A 24,140-nucleotide genomic window follows, 5' to 3' on the forward strand; every position below is an offset into this window, starting at 1 on the left:
AGGCCTGAAGCTGCCCTTCAGCTTTGGACTAAGCCCGCGCTGTCGGCGGGCCGGGGTCTGCCGATCCGACATTTTAGGAATGCACTTTATCCAGGCGGAATATTCCTGACTTCAAAGGCTTGAGGTAACCTTGGGTCATCGGCAGGCCGCGGGACGGCCCGCCGATGGCGCGGCGGCCTGCGGCCTTGATTCCGCGCCTTGGATGACTGCTTCAGGCCAAAGAACTACCGCCCCCATGGCAGCACTTCACGTCCCCTCACGGCCGCGGATCCTTTTGATCAGGGACTACAGTCAGCATGCCCTGATGGTCGTGCAACCACGGCAGGATCAGCGCGGCCACGGTTTCGGGGTATTCTTCATGCACCAGATGCCCCCCTTGGGGCAGTTCCGCATATTGCGCGCGCGCCAGTTGCTGGCTGGCCTGACGCGATACTTGCACCGGAACGGCCAGATCACCCGCAGATGCAATCAGCAGCGTGGGCACTGTAATTTGCGGCAGCCGTTCCAGCAGCGGTTCCAGATCCCATTGCGCCATCATGCCCAATGTCCCCTCAATATGGGATGTGCGGCTGACAAGGCGCTGATACAGCGCCACGCCGTCCTCATCCAGCGGCGATCCGGTGCCCGCCAGCAGCTTTTCAACCTGCTTGCGTTTGGAGGATAGCCGCGTGACAATTGCCGCAATAAACGGACTGCCCGCCATGGCGCGCGCCAGTTTGGGAAACAGCCACCCCGCGAACCCGTCAAACGGGCCAAGGGCTGCATTTATCGCCACCACAGCACGCGGCGGGCGGCGCATCATTTCAGTCATGCGCAACGCAACCGCAGCGCCTGCCGAATGGCCAATAATCGCCACCGGCCGCCAGTCCTGATCCTCGCACAGCGCGCAAAGATCATCGGCCATGGCGTCCAGCCCCAACCGCATTTGCCCGCCCGCCCGCGTGAAACCCTGACCGGGCAGGTCGGGCACAATCAGGCGACAGCCCGGCAAATAGTCCATAAGGCGGTGAAAACTGTGGCCCGAAGCGCCCGCCCCATGCAGCAGCAGCACATCCGGCCCGGTGCCCGTAATCTGCACATGCCATTCATGCGGGCGACAGCGGATAAGTTGCGAATATTCGCATAAGGGCCAATCCTGCGGAACAACTCGCATCATCTAATTCCCGAATGCAGCGGACAGCGTGGCCGATAGTGCGCGCGAATCCGCGCGTGGCAACGCAATCAGTGTGGCCCCCATATTGCGCGACAGCGCAGCAAGCTGCGGGTTCGGGCGCAGACTCGTATCAATAACCAATGCGGGAACGCCGTGTTGTGCGACCCCCTTTGCCAGCCTTTCGGCATCCGCGCCCGCTGCCGCACGGTCCGCGCGGCCATCCAGCGCGATATTGGCGCGCCCGTCGGTCAGCACCGCCAATGTGGGGGCCATGCCATGACCCCGCGCCTGCAGCGCCGTTTCCAGCGCAAGCTGCAATCCCGCCGCAAGTGGTGTGCCGCCCCCGCTGGGCAGGCCCGCCAGCTGGCGCTTGGCCTGCACCAGCGACCGTGTGGGGCCAAGGCCAAGATCGGCCCCCGTGCCACGAAAACTGACCAGCGCAACATGGTCGCGCGTGGCATAGGCATCGGCCAGCATCAATTCAATTGCACCCTTGGCTTCGGCCAGACGCGCAAGGGCGCTGGACCCTGACGCATCGACCACGAAAATCAGCACGCGGTCGGTTTGCGCACGAAACTGACGGACGCGAATATCGGACGGCATCAGCAACACTTGCCCTGCGGGCGCGTTCGGGCGGGTCTGGCGGCGCAGCTTCTGCCACGGCGCGGCCTGCCGCAAGGTGGCCACCACATCCACCCGCGCCGCCGCATCGGGGGTGCCCGCGCGCGATGGCAGGGGCCGCCCGCGCCGTTTGGACTTGCGCACAGCCCCGCCACTGGACTGGCCCTGTGCCGCGCGCGCCACGCGCCCTGCCTGCAGCTGCGCCAACAGCCCCGCAGGCAGGGCGGCGCGCGCTGCGTCAATCAGCATGTCATCAGGGATATCCTGCGCAGTGTCAGTGTCGGGCGGGGTTTGGGCCGCATCCTGTGGCGGGGGGGGCGGTGGCGGGGCGGGGTCTTCGGGGGGGGGCGCATCAGGCACCGCCATGGCCCGGTGGGCCAGCACCAGCCCGACCGCAACGGCCAGATCCTGCGCATCCACCAATGTGGCCCCGCGCAACGCGGCATGTGCCCGCGCGCAGGCCAGTGTCAGCAAGGGGGCGCGCAATGTGTCAATGCCAAGCGCAGCGGCAACGCCCGTCACCTGCCTGCGGGCGTCATCAGGAACACGCACCTGTGGCAGGCGCGCGCGCGTCAGCGCGATCTGGTCCATATCAAGGTGGAACGGCGCGGTATCCGACCATGCCAGCCCGTCCAGGTCCAGAAACAGCCCAAGGCGGTCGCGCAATGCAGGGGCCAGCCCTTCGCCGTCCTGCGCGGCCTCGTCCAAGGCAATCAGCGCCAACTCCGGCTGCGCATCAAGCGCCTGCCCCAGACGCACGGCCAACGCTGGCGGGCAGCGTTCGGCCATGGTCAGCGCCATCATGCCCCCGCCCCCCAAAAGACCAGCGTGGCGCTGCATGGCGCCAGTGGCCAGCGTGGCCGCCAGATCCAGCCCGCCGAAAAGCGCGTCATCGCTGATATTGGGGGGCAGTTTGCGCGGCTGGAATGCCGCCAGCGCATCTTGCACACGCGCGCGCACCGGCCCTGCCCGCGCGCGCAGCCACAGCCCGCGCAGGCCAGCGGGGTCCACCGCCAGCAATGTCAGCGCGGCAGTGACACGCGCCCACGGGTCCGACAGGGGATCAGGCGCTTGGCCGCGACGGTCGGGGGGACCGCTGGTGTCGTCAAAGGGTGTCAGGGCAGCACCTCGGACAATTGGCGGGCGACGCGCGCGCCGGTCCCGGCTTCGTCCAGTGGGTCGCGGCGCAAACGGTGGCGCAGGGCCATAGGGGCGGTGGCGCGGATATGGTCGCGGGTGACAGCCCCGGCCCCCGCAAAGGCCGCGATGGCCCGCGCGGCCGCCAGCAAGGTCAATTCCCCGCGCAACCCGTCAGACCCAAGCGCCAGACACACCGACGCGCAATCATGCAGCGCCACATTCGACACCTGAACGCCGCCAAGTGCGGCGCGCGCGGCCAGAATTTGCGCCCGCAAGCCCGCATCCTGTTCCTGCCAATGCGCCATGAAGGCCGCATGGTCGTTTTCATAAGCATCGCGGCGGCGCATCACTTCCACGCGGGTGTCAATATCGCGCGGGCTGCATACCTCGACCGACAGGCCGAAACGGTCCAGCAATTGCGGGCGCAATTCGCCTTCTTCGGGGTTGCCAGACCCCACCAGCACAAACCGCGCAGGGTGGCGAATGGACAACCCTTCGCGTTCGACAACATTCTCGCCCGATTGCGCGACATCCAGCAGCAAATCAACAATGTGGTCTTCCAGCAGGTTCACTTCATCAATATACAAATAGCCGCGATTGGCCCGCGCCAGAAGTCCCGCCTGAAACGCCTTTTCGCCACGCGTCAGGGCGCGTTCAATGTCCAGCGCCCCTGTCACGCGGTCCTCACTTACCCCAAGGGGCATGTCCACAACCGGCGTGGGGCGTGTGACAATTTCCGCCTGCGATATGCCCGCCCAGTCCGGGCAATCGGCCAGCGTGGCGGAATTGCACGGACACCCCGCCACCATATCAATGGGCGGCAACAAGGCAGCAAGCGCGCGCACGGCTGTTGATTTGCCGGTGCCACGGTCGCCAAACACCAGAACGCCCCCGATCCTTGGATCAATCGCGGTCAGGATCATGGCGGTTTTCATTTCATCCTGCCCGACAATGGCAGAAAAGGGGAACGGCGTCATGCGGCCTCCTGTTTAGTTGGGGCGGGGTCCAGCGGATCGCTGCCCTGCCATGTGCCCTGACGCGCGGAAATGCGGAAACGGGCGTAAAGTTCTTCGGAAAACCAGCACTCCTCGCGGACGGCGCGGATGGCGTGTTGGTGCGGGCCACGGCGGGCAAATTCGGCCATACTGTCCGCATCTGGCCAGACCGAAAACGTGACCTGACGCAGCAGCGGCATTTCGCCGATGCCAATCTTGAACATCACATTGGGATCAGCGCCAACCTTGGCGGAAATATCAGGCACCTGCCCCCAGAACCGCAGCGCCCGCGCAGGGCGCAAGGTCGCACGCGTCAGCGCGGCAACAGGACCATCCGCCCCCCCTTCGGGGCGGAACGGGGCACGACCGGACCAGCGCCCGCGCGCCGAATACGGTTCCAGAAACAGCGTATAGGTTTCATCAGCCTGCGCGCGCCAACGCGCCCATGCGCCACCCGCCACGCCCTGTTGCGCGGCCTGTTGCGTGCCCCAGACCCCCAAAATGGCCCAGACGCCCCAATTCGGGCGCGGCGTGAACCCCTGCCCTGTGCCAGAGCCGCAAATCTTCCAAAACTCCAGCCCCGGCTGGCGGGCCAGCGCCACACGCGCCGCCACCATCTGGCCCAGAACCCACAGCCGCGCGGCGGGCCGGTCAAACCGGAACAGGCTAAGCGTGATGGATTGCATGGCGATTCCCGTCCATAAGTGTCAACTTAAGTTGTCACATTCTTCGGAAGCTGTAAAGAATAAGAATGTAAACCTTGATTGACACATTGCATCTGTGTAAGCTGACATCAACACCAAAGAACGGGAAACGCACATGTCTGATTCTGACGCACCGCATCATGCCATCGTGATTGGCGCGGGATTGGGCGGGTTGGCTTCGGCCATGCGGCTGGGGGCCAAGGGCTACCGCGTCAGCGTGATTGACCGGCTGGACCAACCCGGCGGGCGCGGGTCCTCCATCACGCAGGGCGGGCACAGATTTGACCTTGGGCCAACCATTGTAACCGTGCCGCAAGGGCTGCGCGACCTGTGGGCCGCCTGCGGGCGCGATTTCAACCGCGATGTGACCCTGAAGCCGATGACCCCGTTTTATGAAATCCGCTGGCCGGACGGATCGAAATTCGCGGCCTATCAGGATAGCGACACCATGGAGGCAGAGGTTGCGCGCCTGTCGCCCGACGATGTGCCGGGCTATCGCAAATTCCTCAATGACGCGCAGGACCGCTATTGGTTCGGATATGAGGATCTGGGCCGCCGGTCCATGCACCAGCTGTGGGACCTGATCAAGGCATTGCCCCGCTTTGTGTGGCTGCGCGCTGACAGGTCGGTTTATGCCCATGCTGCCATGCGTGTGCGCGATCCGCGGCTGCGCTTTGCGCTGTCGTTCCATCCGCTGTTCATTGGCGGTGATCCGTTTCGCGTGACATCAATGTATATTCTGGTCAGCCATCTGGAAAAATCCTTCGGGGTGCATTACGCCATGGGTGGCGTGCAGGCGATTGCGCATGCCATGGCGAATGTCGTGCGCCAACAGGGCGGCACAATTCACCTGAACACCGAAATTGACGAAATTATCGTTGAAAATGGCCGCGCCGCCGGTGTGCGCCTGCTGGGCGGCAAGGCGCTGAAGGCCGATATTGTCGTGTCCAACGCCGATGCCGGACATACCTATGCGCGCCTGTTGCGCAACCGGCCGCGCAAACGCTGGACCGATGCGAAGCTGAACACCCGCCGCTGGTCGATGGGCCTGTTCGTGTGGTATTTCGGCACGCGCGGCACACGCGATATGTGGCGCGATGTGGGCCATCACACGATTGTTGTCGGCCCCCGCTACCGCGACCATATCAAGGATATCTTCATTCGCGGCCATCTGTGCGACGACATGAGCCTGTATGTCCATCGTCCCTCCGTCACCGACCCGTCTGTTGCGCCTGCTGGCGATGATACCTTCTATGTGCTTAGCCCGGTGCCCCATCTGGGACATGACAATGGCGTGGACTGGACGACCGCGCAGGAACCCTACCGCCAGAAAATGCTGGCCATGCTGGAAGACCGCCTGTTGCCGGGGCTTGCGGAACATGTGACCGAAAGCCTTGTGTTCACGCCCCAAACCTTCCGCGACCGCTATCTGTCACCGCTTGGGGCGGGGTTCTCAATCGAACCGCGTATTTTGCAAAGCGCGTGGTTCCGCCCGCATAATGTGTCCGAAGAACTGCCGGGCCTGTATCTGGCAGGGGCGGGCACCCATCCGGGCGCGGGGCTGCCCGGCGTGATCAGCAGCGCCGAGGTGTTGGGCCAACTGGTGCCCGATGCCGCCTCGCCCCTGACCCCCGCCCTGCCGATGGCCGCCGAATGACCGCCGAATCCCATATTTCCGCGCCCGACATGGACGCCTGCCGCGCCGCCATCCGCACCGGATCGCGCAGTTTTCACGCGGCCTCGCGCCTGTTGCCCACCAGTTTGCGCGACCCTGCGCTGGTGCTCTATGCGTTTTGCCGTGTGGCCGATGATGCTGTGGATGAAGGGGTTGATCCAGTGCGCGCCGTGTTGCAGTTGCAAGACCGGCTGGACCGCGCCTATGCAGGCCAGCCCCATGACGCGCCCATTGACCGCGCCTTCGCCGCGATGGTGGTGCGCCATGACCTGCCCCGCGCCCTGCCCGATGCCCTGCTTGAAGGGCTGGCATGGGACGCCGAGGGGCGCCGCTTCACCACCTTCTCGGAACTCGTGGATTATGCCGCGCGCGTGGCCGCTGTGGTGGGGGCCATGATGTGCGTGCTGATGGGCGTGCGCGACCGCGACAGGCTGGCGCGCGCCTGCGATCTGGGCGTGGCCATGCAACTGACCAATATAGCCCGCGACATAGGCGAGGATGCACGCAACGGGCGGCTGTATCTGCCGCTTGCATGGTTTGACGATGCGCAGCTTTGCCCCGAACGCTTTTTGCGCACCCCCGCAGCATGCCCCGAAATACGCACCATGACCGCACAGCTTTTGCAAGACGCCGACCGCCTGTATCAGCGCGCCAGTGCGGGTATCTCGGCGCTGCCACTGGCCTGCCGTCCGGGCATATTTGCCGCGCGCCATATCTATGGCGGGATCGGGGGGTCCATCCGCGCACAGGGCCATGACAGCATCACGCAGCGCGCCTATACAACCAAGCGCCAAAAACTTGGCTGGCTGTCCCTTTCTGCGGCGCAGGCGGCGCTTAGTATGGTGCAACCGCAAGCGGCCACATTGCACGCCCGGCCCCTGCCCGAAACCCGCTTTCTGGTCGATGCCGCCAGCCGTGACACAGACGCAACCACCCGGTCCCAAACCCTGATCGACGCCATGGCGCGCCTGCGCGCCCGCGATATTTCCGCCCGCCAAACCTATAGGGACATGTCCCGGCGCAGCGCCTGAAGTAGGTTGCTTGAAAGTGGGAACCAGTTTTGAGCTTCTCGAAGCTGTGAAATCAATAAGTTAGAGTATGTGGCATGACTGCGAATGAACGCGACATACTCTAATAGACGCGCAGCCCCACTGCCCGCGCCCACCGCGCCCGCAAGGGCGCCCAAGTAAAGGCTTGCATCCGGAAGGGATGCTCCTTTAGGTCAAACCAACCGACCAACCACAATCACGGCTGTGGCAAAAGGAATATCCCCAATGGACTGGCTACTTTTTCTGACATTTCTGGCCGCGACCGCCGCTGCCGCCACAACCGGCGCAATGTTCGAGCCGGGAAAATGGTATGATGATCTGGACAAACCCCGCTGGACCCCGCCGGGATTTGTCTTTCCGCTGGTCTGGACAAGTGTTTATCTGGCCATGTCCTATGCCGCCATGCGCATCGGGCTGATCGCGGGCACGCAACAGGCGCTTGCCTTCTGGGCGCTTCAGATTGCGTTCAACACATTGTGGTCGCCGGTATTTTTCGGCCTCAAGCGGATGCGTGCCGCGCTTGTCATTCTGGGGTTTTTGTGGCTGTCCGTGGCCGCCACCCTGATAAGTTTCTGGATGTTCGACACAATCGCGGGCGCCTTGATGGCCCCCTATCTGTTGTGGGTGACGATTGCGGGCGCATTGAACGCATCTGTCTTGCGGCGCAATCCGCAATTTGCCTGAACTGGCCTGTGTCGCGCCCGTCATAGCGTGAAAACGGGCGCGCACATGCCAGGGCGTGCCCGCGTTCATTCGCATTCACGCGACCCATGCTAACCTTATGGTGTCGCATGTCTTTTTGTGCAGCACCGGGTCCCACTTTTGCGCGACATGCTCTAGCAGGTGTCCGCCCGTTCCCGCATTTGCCCGAAAATACGGTCCGCGTGATCGCGCAAGTAGATTTTCAGCCAAGGCGTGAACCTGTCGGGGGCGCGGTCGATGACCGCGCCAAGCGCTGGCAGGCTAATCCAGTCGGTCGCGGCCACTTCATCGGGGTCGGGCGCGATTTTCAGGTCGGCCATGGCGCGCGCAGTGAACACCTGCACTACTTCATGTTCCACCAACCCCCCGCCAACATCGGCGCAATATTCAATTTCGGCCGCATATGTCAGGGGCAATCCGGTGATGCCCAATTCCTCTTGCAAGCGGCGCGTCGCGCAGGTCAGGTCATCCTCGTTCCAATGCGGATGGGTGCAGCATGTATTGGTCCACAGGCCGGGGGTGTGGTATTTCCCCAAGGCGCGGCGCTGCAGCAAAACACGGTCCCCTTCGGTGACAAATACCGAAATCGCCTTGTGCTTCAATCCGCGCTGGTGAACCTCCAGCTTGTCAACCGGCGTCAACTGCCCGTCAACCCAGGCTGGGATCAGCGCACCACTCATGTGAAGCCGGGCCGGACCAGACCCGACAGGTGCAACAGGTTCTTCACCCCGATCTTAAGATGCGCCAGCGGGCGCGCGGCCACCAGTTTCTTGTTCATATAAGCCTCGAATGTCAGGCGCTGCACATCAATGTCATGGCACAGGCTGACAAAGCGTTCGCGCCGATCGTCGGATTTGTAATAGGCGTCCTGCATGGACCGCAAGACCTTGAACACAGTCTTGTGGTCGCGCATGAACAGTTTGCGCGCCAGGGCAAGGTCGCGCGCGCGGCCACTGGCCAGCGCTGCCTGTGCCGCAGTTGCCGCCACGCGCCCGCCGACCATGGCGTAATAAATCCCCTCGCCGGAACTGGGGGCCACGACGCCCGCGGCATCCCCTGCCAGCACCACATCGCGGCCATTGTCCCAGCGGTCCATCGGGCGCAGCGGAATGGGCGCACCTTCGCGCCGGATGGTTTCGCAGCCCGTCAGGCCCGCCATGGCGCGCAGGTCCGCTGTTGCTTTCTTCAGGTCTGCGCCGTTGATTTCGGTGCCCATGCCCACGCTGGCATGTTTGCCATGCGGGAACACCCAGCCGTAAAAATCTGAACTGATGCGCCCGTCATAGATGACATCGCAGCGGTCGGGGTCATAGCGGTCATTGGCAGGCGGGGCCTTGATGATTTCGTGATAGGCAATGACATAAGGGATCTTGTCACCGCCCGGCACCTCGGCGCGCGCAACACTGGAGCGCGCGCCATCCGCGCCGATGACCAGCCGGGTGGCGCTGCGCATTTCCGCGCCACTGGCCTTGTCGCGCCAGACAACATGCGTGCCGTCCTTGTCGCGCTCGATGCGCAAATAGGTTCCTGTCAGGCGCGTGGCGCCGTTTCCAACGGCCCGCAGGCGCAGGAATTCGTCAAAATCCTCGCGGTCGACCATACCCACGAAACCGTTTTCAATGGGAATATCCACTGCCCGCCCCGTGGGCGAAATCATGCGCGCCGTGGTGATCTGCGCAACAAGCTGTGACATGGGAATTTCAAAATCCGCGATTGCGCGCGGCGGAATGGCCCCGCCACAGGGTTTGATGCGCCCTGCCCTGTCCAGCAGCGCCACCTTATGGCCCGCGCGCGCCAGATCATCGGCGGCCGTGGCCCCGGACGGGCCGCCGCCCACAACAAACACGTCATACCCCATAGCCTATTCCCCCGGAACCAGTTGCGCCGCGTCCCGCGCGGCCATGATACGCGCGGCCAACCCCGCAGCGCCTGTGAAAATTGCGGCTTGCACCAAAAAGACAGCCCCGAACGCATCTGCAACCGGCAGCATGCCGCGTGCAAGGTCCACCAATGCGGCCCCGGTCAAACCGCCAAATCCTGCCGCAATCGCCTGTGATGCGCCCCACAGGCCCACGCGGGTGCCTTCGCGCTTGTCGCGCCCTTCGCCCGCCAGTTGCATCATGGACCCGATGGCCGCGACCGCGAACATGCCATTGAAAAACCCCAAAGCCACCACCAGCGGCACCAATGGCAACGCCCACAGGCTTGCCCCCGCAATGGCCAACAGCACCAGCGCTGACCCAATGCAGCCCGAAACCACCCAAACCCGCAAAGACCCCAGCCGCAGCCCCGTCGCGGCCACGCCCACCAGCACCATGCCCAGAAACACACCGCCATTTTGCGCGCCCGACATTTGCGTGGACTGGCCCGGCGTGAACCCGAATACCAACCCGGCATAGGGTTCAAGGATCAGTTCCTGCATGAAATACGCCGTCATCGACAGGAATACGAAGAACGTGAAATGCCGCGCGCGCCGGTCGGCCCAGATGTCACGCAGACCCTCGCGGAAGCGTTGCGGCGCGGGCGCCGCGCGCGCTATAACCCGCCGTTCAATGCCCCAGACGGCCAGCACCGTCAGGGCAAACGCCCCCGAACAGATAACGGCAACAACCGCCAGCAGCCGCATATGGCTGTAGGGGTCCAGAAACCGGCCTGCAGTTATGGCCGTCAGCGCAATGCCTGCAATCATCATCAACCATGTGATGGTCGCCGCAGCAGGGCGCCGGTGTTCCGCCGTGGCGGTGGCCAGCAGCGCCAGAAGCGAGGTGCCCGAAGCGCCAACCCCCAGCCCGATGACCGCATAGGCCAGCACCGACAGCGCCAGACCCAGTGCGAAACTGCTTTCCAGCACCGGAATGGCCAGCGTCGCGCCCAAACCCCCAAGCGCCAGAAGCCCCATGCCCGCGATAATCCAGCGGGTGCGGTTGCCGCCCTGATCGGCCAGATGGCCCCAGTTGGGCCGTGTGATTTGCACCCCGTAATGCAGCGCCACCAGCGCGCCGGGCAGCACCACCGGCAGCGCCAGTTCCACCACCATCAGGCGATTGAGGGTTGATGTCATCAACACCACAATCGCGCCCAGACTGGCCTGAACCAGCCCAAGGCGGAATATCTGCACCCAGCTTAATGTCATGCGCCAATCCCCCGCAGCGCAAAGGCCGCAACCATCATGCCCAGCACATACGGGCCAACGCCCGCGCCGTTGAACCATGGCGCAAGGCGTGCGGGGTCCTGCCGCCAACGCCCCAACGCCCATATCTGCACCCCGATACCCAGCGCGATGGCCCCGGCATGCACAGGCGCGCCCCAGATCAGCAACAAGACGACAACAAGCAGTTGCGCCAGCACCATGACCGTGCCCGCAACTGTCGCGGCATCCACTGGCCCCAAGGTTACCGGCAGGGACCGAAGGCCCATCTGGCGGTCGCCCTCAATGGCTTTGAAATCATTGATTGTCATAATGCCATGCGCCCCCAGACCATACAGAACCGCAATCGCCACAATTTCAAACCGGGGGGCACCGGCGGCAATGACGGCGGCGCCTGTGAACCATGGCAACGCTTCATAGCTTAGGCCCACAAGTCCCGGTCCCCACCAGCCTGACCGTTTGGCCCGCACGGGTTCGGCGGAATAGGCCCATGCCGCCAGCACACCCACAACTGTTGCGCCAAACCCCCAAGGCCCCAATTGCCAGCCCACGACCAACGCCAAGGCCGACATGGCCAGCGCAATATACACCCCCCAGCGGCCCGGAATGCGCCCCGACGGAATGGGGCGGTGGGGTTCGTTGATGGCGTCTACATGGCGGTCGCACCAGTCATTGGCGGCCTGCGACATGCCGCAGACAATAGGACCGGCCAGCACCACGCCCAACACCACCAGCGCCCAATTGTCCGGCCAGACCCCCACGGAAATGATACCGCACAGATAGGCCCACATTGGCGGAAACCATGTGACGGGTTTGACAAGTTCCAGCATGGCGGCGGGTTTGGGCAAACGGCCCCGCCCTGACGCGGCTGGAATGTGGGTGTCTAGACTTGTTTCGCTCATACTGTAAACTTTGCCTGACATATTCATTTGCATCAAGTGTTATTTGCACCCCTGCGGCGCAATCCTGAAACGGCAGCCCGGCGCACCTGTCGCGCAGCAGCACATCTCAACCACGCGGGCATCAGGCCAGACCAGCGCCGAAAACAGCCGTTCAAACACCGCGCAATGCCAATCACATACCGGATGATCGCACGCGCGCTGCGCCAAAGGGTTCGCGGCAATTTCAAAACACAACGGCGCATGCCCGCACACAGAAAACCGGCCCGACCCCGCAAATGTCCATGAATGGCGCGCAATGGCGGCAGACAGCACCCGCGCCCCCAACAGCGCAGGCAAGGCGCGAATCAGCATTTGTGCAGGGCGGGGAATGCGGTTGGCCAAGATGTAATCCCCCGTTGCCAGCCCTGCCGCGCGGTGAATGGCGGCGGCCCGGTCGGGCACGAACAGACGCACAGCATGGTGCAGGCGCGCAACGCTGGCTTCATCCAGCATTCCGGCGGTAGCGGGGGGTTCGCGCACATCCGCCAGATGCAGCAACGCCCCCCGCCACGCCACGCCCAGTTCCGCATCCAGCACCGGAAGGTGCTGCAATACGGCATTTGGGCCAATACGGGCATGCGCGGTCATGACCAACTACTCCACCGTTTGCGGGGAAACAGTCGCACCATTGGGCATTTTGAAGGCGCGGACGGACGGGCCGGCACTATCTTCCATTTGCTGTGTGCCACCCCCGCAGGCCTTGAACGCATTGCGTTCTGCCGCACGTTCCTTGCCTTGGGCGCGCAGCGCGGCGCGGCGTTCTTCGGCCTTGGCCTTCACATCCGCGCTGGCCTGCCAATCGGCCACTTGTGCATCTGCGATGGTGCGGGTCATGTCGAACTGGAAATCAACCTTGTCCTTGGATTGCGGCCCCCAGTATCCGGCCTTGCCCAAATCATAGAAGGTGCGCCCGACACCGGCCTTCAAAAACGCCTTCAGGCAGCCCAGCAAATACCGCCGCCGGTAGCCCGTGCCGCGCCATGGGTAATGGAACAACGCCTTCTTCATGTAGAAACGGCGATAGTTTTTCATCACCCCGTCCAGCAATTCGCCACGCGTCATGGCGGCGGGTTTCATGATGGGGGTGACGAAATTATACTTGGAATAGTCGAACACCTCGACCTGATCGCGCAATTCCTGAAACAGCGGCGTGAAGGGCCAGGGGGTATACATGGCCCAATTGGCCAGATCGGGCTGCCAGTCCCACGCCATCTGATAGGTTTCTTCCAGCGTTTCGGGGGTTTCATTGTCAAGGCCCACGATAAACTGCGCTTCCACGAAAATATCAGCCTCGCGCAGCAGGCGGATGGCTTCCTTGTTTTCCGCGACCGTGGTTTCCTTGTTGAACTGGTCCAGCTTCAACTGCGCGGCGGCTTCAGTGCCAAGGCTGACATGCACCAGCCCCGCCTTGCGATACAGCGCCAGCAATTCGCGGTCGCGCATAATGTCGGTCACGCGGGTATTGATGCCCCATTGCACGCGCGCAGGCAGGTCGCGGCGGATTAGTTCTTCGCAGAATTCCACGAATTTACGGCGGTTTATGGTCGGTTCTTCATCTGCCAGAATGAAGAAACCGACACCGTGGTTTTCAACAAGGTCTTCAATCTCGTCCACCACTTTTATGGGGTCGCGCACACGGTAGTCGCGCCAGAATTTCCACTGGCTGCAAAACGAACAGGTGAAGGGACAGCCGCGCGCCATGTTGGGAATGGCCACACGCCGGTTCAACGGCACATAGATGTATTTGTCCCATTCCAGAATCGACCAGTCCGGTTTTATTCCGTCCAGATTCTTGACAGTGGACGCCGCCTGCGTGGCCACAATTTCCGTGCCTTCGGTGAAGGCCAGCCCGTGTATTTTGCGCCGGTCCGCGGGCCAGCGCCCTTGGGCTATGGCCTGCATCAGGTTGACGACAATCTCCTCACCCTCGCCGCGCACAATCACGTCGATCCACGGCGCCTCGCTCAGGACTTGGCGATACATGAATGTTGCGTGAATGCCCCCCAACACCCTGACCGCCTGCGGCGCGACCTCTTGCGCGATGCGCAACACGTCCTCGGCCATATAGATGGCGGGGGTGATGGCGGTTGTGCCCACAACATCGGGCTTCAATTCTGCCAGACGTGCGCGCAGGGCATCATTATCGATGTGATTTGTCATGGCATCGATGAAATGAATATCATCAAACCCCGCCGCCCGCAGCGAGCCGGTCAGATACGCCACCCATGCAGGGGGCCAGTTGCCAGCAATCTCTGCGCCGCCGGAATGATAGTTCGGGTGAACGAACACGATTCGCATGTCAACCTCCAGTTATGTAAACCTAGGTTGACAGTGTTTGCGTCTATTTATATTGACATAGATCAATCAGGAATGAAAAAAACCCGCGAATTTCGCGGGCCTGCGGGAACGCAGCTGCCGGGCCAAGGCGCGCAGGCACCGGCCCTGCTACCCCTCATCGCGGCTAAGGATGCCGTATTTGCGCAGCTTCACATATAGCGACTGGCGCGACAGGCCCAGCATTTCAGCAGCGGCCACGCGGTTGTTGCGTGTCAGCTCAATCGCGGTTTCGATACAGATTTTTTCAATGACATTGGTGGTTTCTGACACAATGTCCTTCAGGGTCGACGACCCGACAAGTTCCATGACGCCGCGCATATTCGCTTCGGGGGTTGCGTTATCTGCGCGCAGTGCCGCCGCATTGGACGCATTGCGGATGATCAACGCCAGAACCGGATCAACGCGGTCATCCAGCCATGTTGCCGAGATTTCGACCGTCACGCGCGCGTCAAAATCCGTCTTCAACTTGGTGGAATACATGCGCAGCTGGCCTGCGCGGCGGGCATTGTCCAGCAACACCTTCAGGTCCACCATACCCCGGCTTAGGAAATCCGCCATCGACCGCCCACGCACGGCCGTAAGGCCCGGCGCGTCGGTCAGGTTCAGGAATGTTTCGCTGGCCGCAAGGATCAAACCTTCCTTGTCGGTGAACACAATCGCATCCACGCCGCGATGGAACAACTGACGCAGGTTCGTCAGCAGCCGCCCATCTGCAGATGACCCTTGCGCAACGTCGCTCAGGCGCACCATGGCCAGTTGCTCACCTGCGGCGCGGAAAATCTTGGGCGTCAGCAACAGGCGGCGCGATTCTGCCTTCACCTCAACCTCTATGGCGGGCGATGCCTCCATCGAGGACGGAATATCAAGCGCGGCCATCAATTCATCCTTGCCGCGCCCAACAAACTGGTCGGAAAAGGGCCGCTTGATAAGATCTGCGCGCGCGCGTCCCAGCAAGGACGCGGCATTGTGGTTTATGTCCACAATCTGCCCTGACATGGCCGAAACCAGCACCACTGCATCAGTGGTGAAATCCATCAGCAAGCGGTAGCGCGTGTCGATTTCGCGCTGCGCTTCGTAATCACGCTCCAGCGCGATCTGGGCGTTCAGCAACATTTGCTGCATTTCCAGAACGGGGCGCTGGTCGGTGCCCAGCAGCAGGATTTCGCCGCTTTCCTCAATCCAGTGCATGACATAGCGCACGGGAACACTCTGGCCGGGCTTGACCAGATGCACCAATTCCACCCAGCGCGATGGCACCGCTTCGCCCTTGCGGGCGCGGCCAATCAGGTCTGCCAGTCGTTCCTGAAATTTCGGAACGCTTTCGGGGTCCAGCAGCCTGACAAAATCCTGCCCCACCCAGCGCGACGCCCCGTCAAAACTTGCGGCATCGGCCTTGACATGAACCACCTTCACAATAGCTTCATCAGAGATAAGGAAGGATATATCGGCAAGACTGGTCAGGACAGCGGAAAAAAAATCCCCGCCGAACACGGGCACCGAGCCACTTTCAAGGAATCTGGCGCCATCATTTGACACAGTAAACCTGCTCCTTCCTGGTATCCGGCTGTCCAAGTTAGCACGGATACAATTTTTTATTAGTTATCCGACATTCTTATTGTGATTTATGGCCAAACCACAGAAAGTTAAAGCCTCTGATATCTGTGTGGTGGCTATATTTGCGCCAACCATTGCAGCAATGTGCTTCAAGCTCATGTCTTTTTGCAGCAAAGTCACCAGCGCGCCCCCCAATGCCACTGGCAAATCCTGCCCGGCATACGCCCGAATCGTTTTCACAAGTTCGACACTGGGGGCCAGCGATGACCGGTTTGATGCCGAAATGAAGACGGCATGAAACCTGTGTTCTGACAGCTCTTCTTCGATCGAACGCGCTGTGGGCAGCAAACTGACGCGCACCGAAATTCCCAATCGGCGCATCTGGTTGGCCGCGACCATCGCGCCCAGACTGTGCTGTTCCCCCGATGGCAGAACCAGAAACACACGCCCGTCATGGCAATCCCCGGCCCGGTCCGCAAACCACGCCAGTGCAATTTCGCGCAACAATGATTGCAGGCGCGCCATGGCCAATGTCGCCTGAAAAATGTCCAGCTCGCCCTCATGCCAGCTGTTGCCCAATTTGGATATGGCGGCGGGCAGGTATATGTCGACAATCTGCTCTGCGGAAATACGCCTGCGTTTCATCTCGTCATATACGGCTGTGAACATGCCGGGATCGGCACTTTTGGACAGCCGGACCATCAGGTTCAGCAAATCGCGGTCCGGCTCCCCGGATTCCACGCCGGTTTTCTGCACCAGCTCGGACACCACCCGCAGGGCAAACTGGCGCACCACCGCCTGTCCCGAAGTCATATCCTCGAAATGCGCTAAGCGAAGTCCTTCCATCTCTGCCCTCCCGGCAGATTCCAAAACCACATGCACAAGCCCGTCCCCCGGCGACGCACCAAAAGCAATGGTCCTGAATGTCGACAAATAAGCAGATCCAGTCTCACAGCTACCGGGCAAATTGTCAAATTAAACTTACATCAAGTGCCCGCCACAGGCCCGCCCTGGACGGGTTGATTAATTTTTATTTTGTTTCAATTACTTACAAACACTTTCAACAATCAGCCAGAATCTGGGTGTAACCTAACATGTGCAACAATGTGTAAGTTTTAATTGACACATAATCGGCGATCACGTTAAGATTTCACATGGGAATCAAACAAAGGATGCAATCATGACGCGGGAAGCTGGTGACAGGCAACTTTACACGCCTGAACAACGCGCCCGGCGCGATGCCTCCCGCTGGACAATTGTGCAGGGCGTTCTTGCGCCGGTGCAGTTTGTCATATGCCTGATTTCGGTTGTTTTGGTCGTGCGCTATCTGGTTACAGGCGAAGGATACCTTGCCGCGACCCTGTCTGTCGTCGTCAAAACCGGCGCGCTTTATGCCATCATGGTCACGGGTGCTATCTGGGAAAAAGAAGTGTTCGGGCAATATTTGCTGGCCGATGCCTTCTTCTGGGAAGATATGGTCAGTTTCGCAGTCATCGCCCTGCACAGCTTGTATCTGGTCGCGCTGCTGGCCGGCAGCATGCACCCAGACCAGCTGATGATCCTCGCACTTGTGGCCTATGTGGCCTATGCCGTGAATGCTGCGCAATTCCTGTGGAAATTGCGGGTCGCACGATTGGGGGCCTGCTGATGACCGCGCACCCGACCACCTGCAGCTCCGCCCCTGTGCTGAAAGAACGCGGCCAACGCGAAGTGTTTTGCGGCCTGACCGGTATCATCTGGCTGCACCGCAAAATGCAGGATGCGTTCTTTCTGGTCATAGGCTCGCGCACCTGCGCGCATTTGCTGCAATCGGCAGCGGGCGTGATGATCTTTGCCGAACCCCGTTTCGGCACCGCCATTCTGGAAGAAAAAGATCTGGCCGGTATGGCCGACGCGAATGAAGAACTGGACCGCGAAGTGGGCCGCCTGCTGGCGCGCCGCCCCGACATCCGCCAGCTGTTTCTGGTGGGGTCCTGCCCGTCCGAGGTGATCAAACTCGACCTTGCGCGCGCCGCCGAACGCCTCAGCGTGCAGCACGCCCCCCATGTGCGCGTGCTGAACTTCTCCGGCTCGGGCATTGAAACCACCTTCACCCAAGGCGAAGATGCCTGCCTGGCGTCCATGGTGCCCACCCTGCCACAAACGCAGGCAAAAGAACTGCTTCTGGTGGGCGCCCTGCCGGATGTGGTGGAAGATCAGGCGCTTGATCTGCTGGCGCAAATGGGCATTGCCCCGGTGCGCTGCCTGCCTGCCCGGCGCAGCGATGACACGCCCGCCATCGGCCCCAACAGCGTATTCGCCCTGACACAACCGTTTCTGGGCGATACCCATGCCGCCTTGCTGCGCCGTGGTGCGCGCCACATCCCCGCCCCCTTCCCTTTCGGCGCAGAAGGAACGCTGCTGTGGCTGTCCGCTGTGGCGGCGGAATTCGGCATCGCGCCCGATGTGGTCGCGCGCGTCACCGCGGCCCCCCGCGCGCGCGCCGAAAAATCCATCGCCGCCGCCGCCGAAACCTTGCGCGGCAAACGCATATTCTTCATGCCCGACAGCCAGCTGGAACTGCCGCTGGCCCGTTTTCTGACCCGCGAATGCGGCATGATCGCGGTGGAAATCGGCACGCCTTATCTGCATGCCGAATTGCACGGCCCCGAACTGGACCTGATTGCCGCTGGCCCCACCCTGTCCGAAGGGCAGGATGTGGACCGCCAGCTTGACCGCGTGCGCGCCGCCCGCCCCGACCTGACCGTGTGCGGCCTTGGCCTTGCCAACCCGCTGGAAGCCGAAGGGCTGGCCACCAAATGGGCAATCGAACTGGTCTTCACGCCCGTGCATTTCTTTGAACAAGCCGGCGATCTGGCATCGCTGTTTGCCCGCCCCCTGCGCCGCCATGCCATCCTGCACCCCCCTTCTCTGGAGGCCGCGCAATGACCCCGATCTTCATCTTGCCAAAAATACTCATATCAGGACACCAGACATGAAACTTGCCGTCTGGACATATGAAGGCCCCCCCCATGTCGGCGCAATGCGCGTCGCCACAGGCATGACTGGGCTGCATATGGTCTTGCATGCCCCGCAGGGCGACACTTATGCCGATTTGCTGTTCACCATGATCGAACGGCGCAACCATCGCCCGCCGGTCAGCTATACCACCTTTCAGGCCCGCGATCTGGGCGCAGACACGGCAGGTCTGTTCAAATCCGCCTGTCAGGACGCCCATGACAGGTTCCGGCCACAGGCCATCATGGTGGCCGCATCCTGCACCGCCGAACTCATCCAGGATGATCCGGGCGGTCTGGCCGAAACCATGGGCCTGCCGGTCCCTGTCGTGGCGCTGGACCTGCCCAGCTACCAGCGCAAGGAAAATTTCGGCGCGGATGAGGCCTTCTTGCAACTCTGCCGCCACCTCGCCAAACCCATGGCCCGCACTGCGCGCGTCAGCTGCAACATCCTCGGGCCTACGGCGCTGGGGTTCCGGCACCGCGACGATCTGGCCGAAATCACGGGCCTTTTGTCGGAAATGGGCATCATGGTGAATGTGGCAGCGCCCATGGGGGCCAGCCCTGCCGACATCGCCCGCATGGGGGCTGCACATTTCAATGTGCTGCTCTATCCCGAAACAGCCGAATCCGCCGCGCGCTGGTGTGAAAAGGAACTGGGCCAGCCCTATACGAAAACCATTCCCATCGGCACCCGCGCAACGCGCGCCTTCATTGACGAACTGCGCGCGCTGTCAGGCGCAACCCTGCCCGTGGATGAAACGCGCTTGCGTCAGCCCTGGTGGGCGGCCTCGGTGGATTCAACCTACCTGACCGGCAAACGCGTATTCTTGTTTGGCGATGGCACCCATGTCATGGCTGCAGCACGGGTCGCCCGCGATGAAATGGGTTTTGATGTCTGCGGCATGGGGTGTTACAACCGCGAACAGGCCCGCCCCCTGCGCGCCCTCGCCCAGGAATTCGGGTTAACCGCGCTGATCACCGATGATTATCTGGAAGTCGAGGCCGCGATCGAGGCCGCCGCCCCCGAAATGATCCTTGGCACCCAGATGGAACGCCATATCGGCAAGCGCCTTGGCATTCCCTGCGCGGTCATTTCCGCGCCTGTCCATGTGCAGGATTTCCCCGCCCGCTATTCCCCGCAAATGGGGTTTGAAGGCGCGAATGTCTTGTTCGACACCTGGGTTCACCCGCTGGTCATGGGGCTGGAAGAACATCTGCTGCACATGTTCCGCGATGATTTCGAATTCCACGATGCGGCAGGGCCGTCCCACCACGGGGCCAAGGCGCAACCCTTGCCCCACAGCACGCCCGCCGCCCCTGCGGCCGCGGATGAAGGGGGCTCGATGCCCCCGCCATCCGCCCCCCCCTCGCTGGAAAATATCGTCTGGCTGTCCTGCGCCGAACGGGAACTGAAAAAAATTCCCTTCTTCGTGCGCGGCAAGGCGCGGCGCAACACCGAAAGCTTCGCGTTTGAAAAGGGTCTGCGCGAAATCTCTGTGGACACCCTATACGAGGCGAAGGCACATTATGCTCGATAGTCGCCATATCCAACCGCCCCCCTACCGCTTCGTCATCGTCACGCTTGACGCCCATGCCGCTGGCCCGGCCGAACGTGTGCTGCCAAAACTGCGGCAGGATTTTCCGGGGCTGGAAATCTCCATTCACGCCGCTGCCGAATGGGCCGAAGACCCTGACGCGCTGGCGCGTGCGAAAGCTGCAATAAACGCTGCCGATATTGTCGTGGCAAACCTGCTGTTCATCGAAGAACACGTCACCGCCTGCCTGCCCGAACTTCAGGCCGCGCGCGCGCGCTGCGATGCGTTTGTCGGCGTCATCGCCGACCCCCAGATTGTGAAACTCACGAAAATGGGCGATCTGGACATGGCCAAACCCGCCACAGGTCTGGCCAGGATCATGAAAAAGCTGCGCGGCGGCGGTGACAAGGGAAAACCCGCTTCGGGCGAGCGGCAGATGACCCTGCTGCGCCGGTTGCCCAAAATCCTGCGCTTCATCCCCGGCAAGGCGCAGGACCTGCGCGCGTGGTTTTTATCCATGCAATACTGGCTGGGCGGGTCTGACGACAACATTGAATCAATGATGCGTTTTCTGATCTCGCGCTATGCCGCGCGGCCGGAATGGTCGGGCATTACTGCAAAAGCGCCTGTCGATTACCCTGAACTGGGCCTGTATCATCCCGATCTGCCCGAACGCATGACCACCGACCCCGCCACCCTGCCCCACCGCAAGGATGCGCGCGGCACGGTCGGGCTGTTGCTGATGCGGTCCTATATTCTGGCGTCGGACACAGCGCATTATGACGCTGTGATTCGCGCGTTGGAAGCGCAGGGGCTCAATGTCATTGCCGCTTTTGCGGGCGGGCTGGACGGGCGCCCCGCGATCGAGGCATTCCATCAAGGGCGCATTGACACCCTCTTGTCCCTCACCGGTTTCAGCCTTGTCGGGGGGCCTGCCTATAATGACAGCCCCGCCGCTGTCTCGGTGCTCAAGGCGCTGGATGTGCCCTATATGGTCGCCCATCCACTGGAATTCCAGACACTTGGTCAATGGGCGTCCTCTGGCGGGGGCCTTGGTCCGGTGGAAACCACCATGCTGATTGCGCTGCCGGAAATTGACGGCGCGACCTGCCCCACCGTATTTGCCGGACGCCATGGCCCGGACGGGTGCACCGGGTGCAAACCCGGTTGCCTGCCCATGGCAGCCACCACCGCCAAGGCAATGGCCCCCTGCCCCGAACGCATTGCCGCGCTGGCAGACAAAACCGCGCGCATGGTGCGCCTGCGCCGCAGCGACGTTGCAAAGCGCAAGGTGGCGATTGTGCTGTATGGGTTCCCGCCCAATGCGGGCGCTGTGGGCACGGCGGCCTATCTGTCGGTATTTGAGAGCCTGTTCAACACCTTGCACGCCATGGCCCGCGACGGCTATGACCTGACACCGCCCGAAAGCGTGGACGCGCTGCGCGCCATGGTTCTGGAGGGCAACGCGCAACGCTATGGCCAGCCTGCGAATGTATGCGCCCATGTAAGCGCGGACCAGATTGTGGCAAACACCCCGTGGCTGCCCGAGATTGAGGCCGTCTGGGGCCCTGCACCCGGACGCGCGCAATCCGATGGGCGCAATGTCTTTGTGCTGGGCGCGCAATTCGGCAATGTCTTTGTCGGGGTTCAGCCCGTCTTTGGCTATGAAGGCGACCCCATGCGCCTGCTGTTCGAGAAGGGGTTTGCACCGACACATGCCTTTGCAACCTTCTATCTGTGGCTGCGCAACCAGTTCAACGCTGATGCGGTGTTGCATTTCGGGATGCATGGCGCGCTGGAATTCATGCCCGGCAAACAGGCCGGTATGGCGCGCACCTGCTGGCCGGACCGGCTGATTGGCAACCTGCCCAACATCTATCTGTATGCCGCAAACAACCCGTCCGAAGCCAGTCTGGCCAAGCGTCGTTCGGGGGCCGTGACAATCACCCATCTGACGCCCCCGGTTGCTGCAGCCGGCCTGTATAAAGGGCTGCAAGACCTGAAAGACAGCCTGCACCGCTGGCGCGCCACCGAAGCGGACGACCGCCATGACCTGAACGCGCTGATTTCCGAGCAAGCCGCAGCACTGGACCTGAGCGGGCCGCCCGAAGCGCTGTGGCTGAAGCTGCTGGAAGTCGAGGATGCCTTGATCCCCGAAGGGCTGCACATCATGGGCCGCGCGCTGGACGCCCCTGCCCGTGCCCGCCTGCTGGCCATGGTCGATGCCGATGACGCCACCCGCGCCCAGATGGATGCCCATCTTGCGGGCGATCACGAAATGCGCGGCCTGCTGCACGCGCTTGGCGCGGGCTATATTGCGCCTGTTCCCGGTGGGGACCTGATCCGCGCGCCCCAGATCGTGCCCACAGGGCGCAATATCCACGCCTTTGACCCGTTCCGCATGCCCACGGCCTTTGCGCTGCGCGAAGGGGCCATTCAGGCGCAAAAGCTGATTGATGCCCATCGCAGTATGCCGCGTTCGGTGGCAATGGTGCTGTGGGGGTCGGACAATATAAAATCCGATGGCGGGCCAATTGCACAGGCGCTTGCGCTGATGGGCGCGCGCCCGCGCTTTGATGCCTATGGCCGCCTGTCGGGCGCCGACCTGATTCCGCTGTCGGAACTGGGACGCCCGCGCATTGACGTGGTAATGACGCTTTCGGGCATTTTCCGCGACCTGCTGCCGCTGCAAACCCGCCTGCTGGCCGAAGCGGCGCTGAAAGCGGCCATGGCCGATGAGCATGACGCGCAGAATTTCATCCGCGCCAATGCCCGCGCCACAGCGGCCGAACTGGGCATTGATATGGAAACCGCCGCGTTGCGCGTGTTTTCCAATGCCGAAGGGGCCTATGGGTCCAATGTCAACCAGCTTGTGGACAGTTCCGCCTTCGGCCACGAAGACGAATTGGCCGATGCCTATCAGGCGCGCAAGGGCTTCGCTTACGGCATAAATGGCAAGGCTGCCGCGCAACCGGAATTGTTGAAAGCCACGTTGAAAACCGTCGATCTGGCCTATCAGAACCTTGAATCCGTTGAACTGGGCGTCACCAGTGTGGACCATTATTTCGACACCCTGGGCGGCATAGCACGCGCCATCAAACGTGCGCGCGGCGGGGCCGATACGCCCGTCTATATTGGCGACCAGACCAAAGGCAGCGGCAAGGTGCGCAGCCTGCGCGACCAGATCGCGCTGGAAACCCGCTCACGCAGCCTGAACCCGAAATTCTATGAGGCGCTTTTGGTGCATAAATCCGAAGGCGTGCGCCAGATCGAAGCGCATGTGACCAACACATTGGGCTGGTCGGCCACCACAGGCACAGTGGAGCCGTGGGTGTATCAGCGCCTGTCCGAGACATTCGTTCTGGATGAGGTGATGCGCAGGCGACTGGCCAAGATGAACCCGCAAGCCAGCGCGCGACTGGCGGGCCGTCTGATAGAAGCCAGCGAACGCGATTATTGGCAGCCTGACGCCGCCACGCTGGCTGCGCTGCATGATGCTGCAGATGAGATTGAGGACCGCGTGGAAGGGATTGCCGCAGAATGAGCACCCCCACCCGCATCGCCATTCCCGCAACGGGCACAGGGGG

The 24,140-nt window shown here is 62.2% G+C and carries 19 protein-coding genes; 7 read left to right on the plus strand and 12 right to left on the minus strand.

Annotated elements, in window-relative coordinates:
- Positions 1 to 256 precede the first annotated feature (256 nt).
- The 4 genes from bchO to crtA are packed head-to-tail and all read right to left on the minus strand — an operon-like array spanning position 257 to position 4,595.
- Positions 257 to 1,156 (minus strand): alpha/beta fold hydrolase BchO, encoded by a 900-nt coding sequence (gene bchO, locus ACTZWY_RS05940; RefSeq protein ID WP_444789775.1) that lies wholly within the window; start codon positions 1,154 to 1,156, stop codon positions 257 to 259.
- Positions 1,157 to 2,833: a magnesium chelatase subunit D gene (locus ACTZWY_RS05945; protein WP_444789888.1), complete on the minus strand. Its 1,677-nt coding sequence runs from the start codon at positions 2,831 to 2,833 to the stop codon at positions 1,157 to 1,159.
- Positions 2,834 to 2,889: 56 nt separating this feature from the next.
- On the minus strand, positions 2,890 to 3,891 hold the full coding sequence (gene bchI, locus ACTZWY_RS05950) for a magnesium chelatase ATPase subunit I (protein ID WP_444789776.1): 1,002 nt from the start codon (positions 3,889 to 3,891) through the stop codon (positions 2,890 to 2,892).
- Positions 3,888 to 4,595: a spheroidene monooxygenase gene (gene crtA / locus ACTZWY_RS05955; RefSeq protein WP_444789777.1), complete on the minus strand. Its 708-nt coding sequence runs from the start codon at positions 4,593 to 4,595 to the stop codon at positions 3,888 to 3,890. Before crtA ends, bchI begins: the two co-directional genes overlap by 4 nt.
- 133 nt (positions 4,596 to 4,728) lie before the next feature.
- Here crtA and ACTZWY_RS05960 point away from each other — a divergent pair, with 133 nt between their 5' ends.
- The 3 genes from ACTZWY_RS05960 to tspO all read left to right on the plus strand — a co-directional run bounded on the left by ACTZWY_RS05960 (position 4,729) and on the right by tspO (position 8,021).
- Positions 4,729 to 6,270 carry a phytoene desaturase gene (locus ACTZWY_RS05960; RefSeq protein WP_444789778.1) on the plus strand — a complete coding sequence of 514 codons (1,542 nt, stop codon included), beginning with the start codon at positions 4,729 to 4,731 and terminating at the stop codon, positions 6,268 to 6,270.
- On the plus strand, positions 6,267 to 7,319 hold the full coding sequence (gene crtB / locus ACTZWY_RS05965) for a 15-cis-phytoene synthase (protein WP_444789779.1): 1,053 nt from the start codon (positions 6,267 to 6,269) through the stop codon (positions 7,317 to 7,319). The genes ACTZWY_RS05960 and crtB overlap by 4 nt, the downstream gene beginning before the upstream one ends.
- A gap of 243 nt (positions 7,320 to 7,562) precedes the next feature.
- A complete protein-coding gene (tspO, locus tag ACTZWY_RS05970; protein WP_444789780.1) occupies positions 7,563 to 8,021 on the plus strand; it encodes a tryptophan-rich sensory protein TspO in 459 nt (152 codons plus the stop codon).
- A gap of 152 nt (positions 8,022 to 8,173) precedes the next feature.
- Here the strand turns inward: tspO and idi are convergent, their stop codons facing one another.
- The 8 genes from idi to ACTZWY_RS06010 form a co-directional block, all read right to left on the minus strand.
- Complete coding sequence (gene idi / locus ACTZWY_RS05975; protein ID WP_444789781.1) at positions 8,174 to 8,719, minus strand: isopentenyl-diphosphate Delta-isomerase; 546 nt, start codon at positions 8,717 to 8,719, stop codon at positions 8,174 to 8,176.
- Positions 8,716 to 9,897 (minus strand): geranylgeranyl diphosphate reductase, encoded by a 1,182-nt coding sequence (locus ACTZWY_RS05980; RefSeq protein ID WP_444789782.1) that lies wholly within the window; start codon positions 9,895 to 9,897, stop codon positions 8,716 to 8,718. The genes idi and ACTZWY_RS05980 overlap by 4 nt, the downstream gene beginning before the upstream one ends.
- Before the next feature lie 3 nt (positions 9,898 to 9,900).
- Positions 9,901 to 11,172, minus strand: coding sequence for a BCD family MFS transporter (locus ACTZWY_RS05985; protein WP_444789783.1), 1,272 nt, complete (start codon positions 11,170 to 11,172; stop codon positions 9,901 to 9,903).
- Positions 11,169 to 12,089 carry a chlorophyll synthase ChlG gene (gene chlG / locus ACTZWY_RS05990; protein WP_444789784.1) on the minus strand — a complete coding sequence of 307 codons (921 nt, stop codon included), beginning with the start codon at positions 12,087 to 12,089 and terminating at the stop codon, positions 11,169 to 11,171. Before chlG ends, ACTZWY_RS05985 begins: the two co-directional genes overlap by 4 nt.
- A gap of 39 nt (positions 12,090 to 12,128) precedes the next feature.
- Positions 12,129 to 12,716: a bacteriochlorophyll 4-vinyl reductase gene (gene bchJ / locus ACTZWY_RS05995; protein ID WP_444789785.1), complete on the minus strand. Its 588-nt coding sequence runs from the start codon at positions 12,714 to 12,716 to the stop codon at positions 12,129 to 12,131.
- Between the two features lie 6 nt (positions 12,717 to 12,722).
- Complete coding sequence (gene bchE / locus ACTZWY_RS06000; RefSeq protein WP_444789786.1) at positions 12,723 to 14,426, minus strand: magnesium-protoporphyrin IX monomethyl ester anaerobic oxidative cyclase; 1,704 nt, start codon at positions 14,424 to 14,426, stop codon at positions 12,723 to 12,725.
- Positions 14,427 to 14,573: 147 nt separating this feature from the next.
- A complete protein-coding gene (gene ppsR, locus ACTZWY_RS06005; RefSeq protein WP_444789787.1) occupies positions 14,574 to 16,001 on the minus strand; it encodes a transcriptional regulator PpsR in 1,428 nt (475 codons plus the stop codon).
- 63 nt (positions 16,002 to 16,064) lie between these two features.
- Positions 16,065 to 16,865: a cobalamin-dependent protein gene (locus tag ACTZWY_RS06010; protein WP_444789788.1), complete on the minus strand. Its 801-nt coding sequence runs from the start codon at positions 16,863 to 16,865 to the stop codon at positions 16,065 to 16,067.
- Between the two features lie 334 nt (positions 16,866 to 17,199).
- On the opposite strand from ACTZWY_RS06010, the gene bchF reads away from it, so the two are divergent.
- From bchF to ACTZWY_RS06030, 4 genes are read left to right on the plus strand one after another with little or no spacing between them, the layout of a single operon-like run.
- The gene (gene bchF / locus ACTZWY_RS06015; protein WP_444789789.1) at positions 17,200 to 17,667 is read left to right on the plus strand and encodes a 2-vinyl bacteriochlorophyllide hydratase; all 468 of its coding nucleotides are present in this window, start codon (positions 17,200 to 17,202) and stop codon (positions 17,665 to 17,667) included.
- Positions 17,667 to 18,947, plus strand: coding sequence for a ferredoxin:protochlorophyllide reductase (ATP-dependent) subunit N (locus ACTZWY_RS06020; protein ID WP_444789790.1), 1,281 nt, complete (start codon positions 17,667 to 17,669; stop codon positions 18,945 to 18,947). Before bchF ends, ACTZWY_RS06020 begins: the two co-directional genes overlap by 1 nt.
- A 46-nt stretch (positions 18,948 to 18,993) precedes the next feature.
- On the plus strand, positions 18,994 to 20,556 hold the full coding sequence (gene bchB, locus ACTZWY_RS06025) for a ferredoxin:protochlorophyllide reductase (ATP-dependent) subunit B (protein ID WP_444789791.1): 1,563 nt from the start codon (positions 18,994 to 18,996) through the stop codon (positions 20,554 to 20,556).
- Positions 20,546 to 24,097, plus strand: coding sequence for a magnesium chelatase subunit H (locus ACTZWY_RS06030; RefSeq protein WP_444789792.1), 3,552 nt, complete (start codon positions 20,546 to 20,548; stop codon positions 24,095 to 24,097). The genes bchB and ACTZWY_RS06030 overlap by 11 nt, the downstream gene beginning before the upstream one ends.
- Positions 24,098 to 24,140 lie beyond the last annotated feature (43 nt).

It is taken from the genome of Roseinatronobacter sp. NSM, assembly GCF_052379845.1.
Lineage (GTDB): Bacteria > Pseudomonadota > Alphaproteobacteria > Rhodobacterales > Rhodobacteraceae > Roseinatronobacter.